General features: G+C 63.8%; 1 protein-coding gene. It reads left to right on the top strand.

What is annotated here, in order from left to right:
• A partial coding sequence (gene tnpC / locus DESFRDRAFT_RS20535; RefSeq protein WP_005997288.1) for an IS66 family transposase occupies positions 1–1,149 on the top strand: 1,149 nt, incomplete at its 5' end.
• Between the last annotated feature and the right edge of the window lie 54 nt (positions 1,150–1,203).

The raw sequence follows: 1,203 nt of genomic DNA, 5'->3' as shown, positions 1-1,203 counted from the left end.
ATCCAGGTCATCCGCCACATCCGGCCCAAGTATGCCTGCCGGGCCTGCGAGGGGGTGGAGGGTGACGGGCCGACGGTGAAAACCGCGTCCATGCCGCCCCAGATCATCCCCCAAGGCATCGTCACCCCGGGCTTGCTCGCCCATGTCGCGGTAGCCAAGTATGCCGACGCGCTGCCCCTGTACCGCCAGGAAGACCAGTTCGCCCGCCTGGGCCTGGACGTCTCCCGGGGGACCCTGGCCGGCTGGATGATCCGGGCGGCCAAGGCCTGTGAGCCGCTCATCGCCATGATCATTGCGGAGATCCGTTCCGGTCCCATCGTCAACATGGACGAAACCACGGTCCAGGTGCTTGCCGAACCAGGCCGGGCCAACACCACGAAATCCTTCATGTGGGTCGCCCAGGGCGGTACGCCGGGAAAACCGGTCGTGCTCTTTCGCTATCATCCGACCCGGGCCGGCAGCGTGGCCGCGGACATCCTCGGCGACTTCCAAGGCTATCTGCAGACCGACGGCTACAGCGGCTACGAGGCCCTGGGCGAACGGGAAGGCCTGCGCCATCTCGGTTGCCTGGCCCATGTCCGGCGCAAGTTCGTCGAAGTTGAGAAGTCTGCCGGCAAGAAGGCCAAGGGAGGCACGACCCATGCCGTCCTCGATCTGATCGGCAAGCTCTACGGCGTGGAGCACCAAGCCGAAAAGCAGAGGCTCGATCCAGAGCAGATTAAGGCTTTGCGAGCCGAAAAATCCAGGCTTATCCTGGACAAGCTCAAGGCTCTGCTCGATGCTCGCGTCACCACCACCCCGCCCAAGAGCTTGCTCGGCAAGGCCATCGGCTATGCCCTCAAACAGTGGGGCCGCCTGGTCGTCTATCTGGAAGACGGTCGGCTGCGCCCGGACAACAACCTGGCCGAGAACGCCATCCGCCCTTTTGCCGTGGGCCGCAAGAACTGGCTGTTTTCCGGCCACCCGCGCGGAGCCGACGCTTCGGCCGCGATTTATTCCCTCATCGAGACCGCCAAGGCCAATGGCCTGGAGCCGTACCGCTACCTACGCCACCTCTTCGAGCACTTACCGACGGCAACTACCGACGCCCAGCGCAAGGCCCTCTTGCCCCAGTACATCGATCCCAAACGCCTGATTATTCCTGCCTAAAACTTCTGCCGCCTTCCGATTGCCCTGACAAGATGCGCCCTATTGAGCGCTTAC

Source organism: Solidesulfovibrio fructosivorans JJ], from assembly GCF_000179555.1.
Taxonomy (GTDB): domain Bacteria; phylum Desulfobacterota; class Desulfovibrionia; order Desulfovibrionales; family Desulfovibrionaceae; genus Solidesulfovibrio; species Solidesulfovibrio fructosivorans.
The sequence above is the reverse complement of the archived record's forward strand: the minus strand, read 5'-3'. Positions and strand labels throughout refer to the sequence as shown.